General features: G+C 68.8%; 7 protein-coding genes. All 7 read right to left on the bottom strand.

The window, feature by feature from the left end:
- Positions 1 to 113 precede the first annotated feature (113 nt).
- Positions 114 to 857 carry a protein TolQ gene (tolQ, locus tag AC3XYG_RS42275; RefSeq protein ID WP_489145925.1) on the bottom strand — a complete coding sequence of 248 codons (744 nt, stop codon included), beginning with the start codon at positions 855 to 857 and terminating at the stop codon, positions 114 to 116.
- Positions 858 to 873: 16 nt separating this feature from the next.
- Positions 874 to 1,302, bottom strand: a complete 429-nt coding sequence (ybgC, locus tag AC3XYG_RS42270) for a tol-pal system-associated acyl-CoA thioesterase (protein WP_489145924.1) — start codon at positions 1,300 to 1,302, stop codon at positions 874 to 876.
- On the bottom strand, positions 1,299 to 2,336 hold the full coding sequence (ruvB, locus tag AC3XYG_RS42265; protein ID WP_489145923.1) for a Holliday junction branch migration DNA helicase RuvB: 1,038 nt from the start codon (positions 2,334 to 2,336) through the stop codon (positions 1,299 to 1,301). The genes ybgC and ruvB overlap by 4 nt, the downstream gene beginning before the upstream one ends.
- A complete protein-coding gene (gene ruvA, locus AC3XYG_RS42260; RefSeq protein WP_489145922.1) occupies positions 2,333 to 2,965 on the bottom strand; it encodes a Holliday junction branch migration protein RuvA in 633 nt (210 codons plus the stop codon). The genes ruvB and ruvA overlap by 4 nt, the downstream gene beginning before the upstream one ends.
- The gene (ruvC, locus tag AC3XYG_RS42255) at positions 2,962 to 3,471 is read right to left on the bottom strand and encodes a crossover junction endodeoxyribonuclease RuvC (RefSeq protein ID WP_489145921.1); all 510 of its coding nucleotides are present in this window, start codon (positions 3,469 to 3,471) and stop codon (positions 2,962 to 2,964) included. The genes ruvA and ruvC overlap by 4 nt, the downstream gene beginning before the upstream one ends.
- Positions 3,472 to 3,580: 109 nt before the next feature.
- Positions 3,581 to 4,330 (bottom strand): YebC/PmpR family DNA-binding transcriptional regulator, encoded by a 750-nt coding sequence (locus AC3XYG_RS42250; protein WP_489145920.1) that lies wholly within the window; start codon positions 4,328 to 4,330, stop codon positions 3,581 to 3,583.
- Between the two features lie 219 nt (positions 4,331 to 4,549).
- Positions 4,550 to 5,143: TIGR00282 family metallophosphoesterase (locus AC3XYG_RS42245; RefSeq protein ID WP_489145919.1), on the bottom strand; the 594-nt coding region annotated here is incomplete at its 5' end.

Genomic DNA, 5,143 nt, shown 5'->3' with positions numbered 1-5,143 from the left:
AACGGCGTCACGTTGATCTCGGACATCAGGCCGTGATGGCGGCCGCGACGCCTGTGACCGCGTCCGCCGCGGCCCGACCCGCCTGTACTTGCCGACATTCCCATAAAACGACCTCAGACCTTCTGGGCGACTTTTTCATCTATTTGGCGCGACAGTATGGCGGAGAACTCGTCCGCGAACCCTTCCATGCGCACCGCCAGCTTGCCGGCGTCCGATGACAATTTGTTGTAGGCGACGACCGCCGGGATGGCGGCGAGCAGGCCGATGGCGGTGGCCAGCAGCGCCTCGGCGATACCCGGCGCCACCACGGCGAGGCTGGTGTCGGCCTGGGCGGCGATCGACTGGAACGAGTTCATGATGCCCCAGACCGTGCCGAACAGGCCGACGAAGGGCGCCGTCGAACCGACCGAGGCCAGCACGGTCATGCCACGTTCGACCCGGCCGAGCTCCCTGGTCATGGTCACCTGCATCACCCGGTCGATGCGCTGCTGCAGCCCGGCCCGCATGTTGCCCGAGGCGCTGAGGCCGCGGTCGGCGGCGATGCGCCATTCCTTCATGCCGGCGGCGAAGGTGGCGGCCATCGGGTCGGGCGGGTTGGCGCCGACCTGGTCGTACAAGTCATCGAGCGAGCCGCCGGACCAGAACGAATCCTCGAAGGCATCGGCCGCACGGTTCAGCCGCCGCACCCGGATCCATTTCTCGAAGATGATCGCCCAGCACCAGACGGATGCCGACAGCAGCAGCAGCATCACGAATTTGACGATGACGTCGGCCTGCAGGAACAAGCCCCACATGCTGAGATTGTGGATCGCGCCCTGCCCGACCACCTGGGCGGTATCGATCACCGACTGCTCCATTACCCTTCGCCCTTCCCTACGCCGCGTGCGACGCGGTCTGACCTTTGACCATGTTGAAAACGTCGCGCAGGTCGGGCGGCATCCGAGCCGCCCGGCCATCACGAGTGATGCAGGCCAATTTCAGCAGCAATGTGACGATGTCATCCCCATTGCGCCGGATCGCCTGCGACATATCGAGGCTGGCACCGCCGATCGCGGTCACCCGCGTGTCGATTTCGAGCTGGTCGTCCAGCCGCGCCGACCGGCGAAAATCGATCTCGCAGCGCCGCACGGCAAAGGCGATGCCGGTGTCGGCCAGCAGCGACCACTGCTCGAAGCCGGCCGCCCGCAGCAGCTCGGTCCGCGCCCGCTCGGCGAAGCGCAGATAGGATGCGTGGTAGACGATGCCGGACGCGTCCGTGTCTTCCCAATAGATCCGGACCGGGAAAATGTGCGGGCCGTTCACGGTTCTTCTTCCCCCAGCAGGTCGAGCTGGGAATCGGGCCGCTTCGGCACCGACAGGCCGAGCACGCGGTAGCCGCGCTCACCCAGCATGCGGCCGCGTGGCGTGCGCAGTAGCAGCCCCTGCTGCAGCAGATAGGGCTCGATCACTTCCTCGATCATGTCGCGCTGTTCGCTCAGCGCCGCGGCCAGCGTCTCGACCCCGACCGGGCCGCCGCTGTAATGGTCCGCGATCAGCCGGAGATAGCGCCGGTCCATGGCGTCGAGCCCGCCTTCATCGACATCGAGGCGCTTCAGCGCCTGGTCGGCGGCGCGGGCATCGATCTGCGTCAGCCCGGCGACGGCACCGAAATCGCGCACCCGGCGCAGCAGCCGGCCGGCGATGCGCGGCGTGCCGCGCGAGCGCTTGGCGATCTCGTGCGCCCCCTCCTCCGACAGCGGGCAGCCCAGCAGCCGGGCGCCGCGGGCGACGATCGATTCGAGTTCGGGCGTGCCGTAGAAATTCAGCCGCAGCGGGATGCCGAAGCGGTCGCGCAGCGGCGTGGTGATCAGCCCCGACCGGGTGGTGGCGCCGACCAGGGTGAAGGGCGGCAGGTCGATGCGGACCGAGCGCGCGGCCGGCCCCTCACCGATGATGAGGTCGAGCTGATAGTCCTCCATCGCGGGATAGAGGATTTCCTCCACCGCCGGGTTCAACCGGTGGATCTCGTCGATGAACAGCACGTCGCGCGGCTGCAGGTTGGTCAGGATCGCGGCAAGGTCGCCGGCGCGGGCGATCACCGGGCCGGAGGTGGCGCGGAAGCCGACGCCGAGTTCGCGCGACACGATCTGCGCCAGCGTGGTCTTGCCCAGGCCCGGCGGGCCGAACAGCAGGACATGGTCCAGCGCCTCGGCCCGGCTGCGCGCCGCGGTGACGAACACGCGGAGATTGTCGCAGACCTCGCGCTGGCCGACGAAATCCTCCAGCGTCTGCGGCCGCAGCGAGGCGTCGCCGGTGTCGTCGGTCAGGGGGTCGCCCGTGACGATGCGGTCACTCACGACGCCAGCTCACGCAGTGCGGCCGGGATCAGGGCCGAAACGGTGGCGTCGGCGCCCAGCTTGCCGCCCGCCCGGGCCACCGCGGTGAAGGCCTCGGCCCGGCCATAGCCGAGATTGACCAGGGCGGACACCGCATCGGCCGCCGCGCCGCCACCAGTCTCGGCCGACCGGACAGCGATTCCCGGCCCGCTGGGGGCGAGCCCGATGGCCGCCGGCCCCAGGGCGATGCCGCCGACTTTGTCCTTCAGTTCAGACGCGATGCGCGCGGCCAGCTTCGGCCCGACCCCGTCGGCGCGGGACAGCAGCGCCTTGTCGCCTGCAGCGATCGCGGTCGCCACCTGGTCCGGCGACAGCACCGACAGGATGGCCAGCCCGACCTTGGCGCCGACGCCCTGCACGGTGGTCAGCAGCCGGAACCAGTCGCGCTCCGCCGTGTCGGCGAAGCCGTAGAGGTGGATGTGGTCCTCGCGGACATGGGTCTCGACATGGACCGACACCGCCTCGTGCGGGCCGCCCATCAGGCCGAGGGTGCGGCGCGAGCAGAAGACGAGGTAGCCGACGCCGTTGCAGTCGATCACCGCATGGTCGGCCCCGGCGCTGTCGAGGATGCCGCGCAGCTTGGCGATCATCGCGCCCCCTGCAGCCGGATGCCGGCGATGGCGGCCGAGGTCTGGCGGTGATGCGCATGGCAGATCGCCACGGCCAGCGCGTCGGCCGCATCCGGCGTCTTGAAGGTCGTGCCGGGCAGCAGCATCCGAACCATGTGCTGGACCTGGGTCTTGTCGGCATGGCCGGCGCCGACCACGGATTTCTTGATGTGGTTGGCGCCGTATTCCGCGACGGCCAGCCCGGCCCTGGCCGGCACCAGCAGCACCACGCCGCGGGCCATGCCGAGCTTCAGGGTCGAGGTCGGGTTCTTGTTGACGAAGGTCTCCTCGACCGCCGCCTCGTCGGGCGTCCAGGTCCGGATGACCTCGACCAGCCCGTCATGCAGCTGCACCAGCCGGATCGCCAGCTCGGCCTTGTCGTCGGAATCGACGCGGCCATCGGCGACATAGCGCAGCCGGTTGCCATCGACGTCGAGCAGCCCCCAGCCGGTGTGGCGCAACCCGGGATCGAGGCCGAGGATCCTCATCGGCATGCCGCCGACGGGAGAGCATGACCAGGCATCCTCCGGCCGTCACCGGCCGTCCGTGCCCAATCCGCTCTCCACCTGCCGCGATCCATCACCCCTCCTGCCCGGCTCAGGCCGTGAGCCGTGCCATGATGTCGTCCGGAATCTCGAAATTGGCCGAGACCCGCTGCACATCGTCATTGTCATCGAGCGTGTCGAGCAGCTTCAGCAGCACCGTGCCCTGCTCCTCGTTCACCGCGACGGTGTTCAGCGGGCGCCAGACCAGCCCGCCCGTGTCAGGGGCGCCGAACTTCTGCTCAAGCGCCTCGCGCACGCCGGCATATCCCTCGATCGAGGTGGTCACGGTGTGGCTCTCGTCGTCGCTCTGCACATCGTCGGCGCCGGCTTCCAGCGCCGCTTCGAACATCGCATCGGCGCTGGCGACCTTGGCCGGGAACACCAGCTCGCCGATCCGGTTGAACATGAAGCTGACCGAGTTGGTCTCGCCGAGCGACCCGCCATGCTTGGCGAAGATCGAGCGCACTTCCGCCGCCGTGCGGTTGCGGTTGTCGGTCAGCGCCTCGACGATCACGGCGATACCGGCCGGGCCGTAGCCCTCATACCGGATCTCGACATAGTCGCTGTCGTCGCCGTCACCGGTCGCGCGCTTGATCGCCCGATCGATGTTGTCCTTCGGCATGTTCTCCTTGCGCGCGGCCTGGATGGCAGCGCGCAGGCGCGGGTTCATCGCCGGGTCGGGAAGGCCGAGCTTCGCCGAGATGGTGATTTCGCGCTGGAGCTTGGTGAAGATCTTACCCCGCTTGGCGTCCTGCGCGCCCTTGCGGTGCATGATGTTCTTGAACTGTGAATGACCGGCCATGGGGCTACGCCTGATTGACTGGGAAGACTCGCGGCGGGAGACATATGCGGCCGGCCCGGCGACGACAAGCGCCACCGCACGATCCCCCACGCCGCGTTAGCGCGAGACTATGGCCGTTTTGTGGTCTGGAGGGAAGATCCGGCGAATTTCCTGATTCGCCAGATTCCATTTAACCACAACCAGATAGACGTAGTTTCAAAGAAACAGGGTGAAATCCGATCAGGGCGTCGGATCGGCCGGTGCGAAGCTGGACGGCCAGGCCGGCGCCAGCCGCCCGCCGATGCGCAGCGGCTCGACCCGGCGTGCGAGTCCCGTCGCCTCGTCGGTCTCCAGCACCAGGCCGCAGAGCGTCGGCTGGCCCTCGGCCGGGCCCAGCCGCTCGGTCGGCAGCTTGCGCACGAAGCGGGCGATCGCCGGCTCCTTCACCATGCCGATGACGCTGTCATAGTCGCCGCACATGCCGGCATCGGTCTGGTAGGCGGTGCCGCCGCGCAGGATGTGCAGGTCGGAGGTCGGGATGTGGGTGTGGGTGCCGACCACCAGCGAGACCCGGCCGTCGAGATGGTGGCCCATCGCCATCTTCTCGCTCGACGCCTCGCCGTGGAAATCGACCACGATGGCATCGACCACCCCGGGCATCGCGGTGTCGGCCAGCAGCCGGTCGACCGCGGCGAAGGGGTCGTCGAGCGGGTCCATGAACAGCCGCGCCATGATGTTGATCACCAGCACCTGGCGGCCGCTGCCGTCCTGCAGCAGCGTCGCGCCGCGGCCCGGCGTGCCGGGCGGGAAGTTGGCCGGCCGCACCATGCGGGA

Source organism: Inquilinus sp., from assembly GCF_057815775.1.
The sequence above is the reverse complement of the archived record's forward strand: the minus strand, read 5'-3'. Positions and strand labels throughout refer to the sequence as shown.

Coding starts and splice junctions, on each gene's coding strand:
- tolQ (WP_489145925.1), bottom strand. CDS start 857: ATGGAGCAGTCGGTGATCGATACCGCCCAGGTGGTCGGGCAGGGCGCG.
- ruvA (WP_489145922.1), bottom strand. CDS start 2,965: ATGATCGCCAAGCTGCGCGGCATCCTCGACAGCGCCGGGGCCGACCAT.
- ruvC (WP_489145921.1), bottom strand. CDS start 3,471: ATGAGGATCCTCGGCCTCGATCCCGGGTTGCGCCACACCGGCTGGGGG.
- AC3XYG_RS42250 (WP_489145920.1), bottom strand. CDS start 4,330: ATGGCCGGTCATTCACAGTTCAAGAACATCATGCACCGCAAGGGCGCG.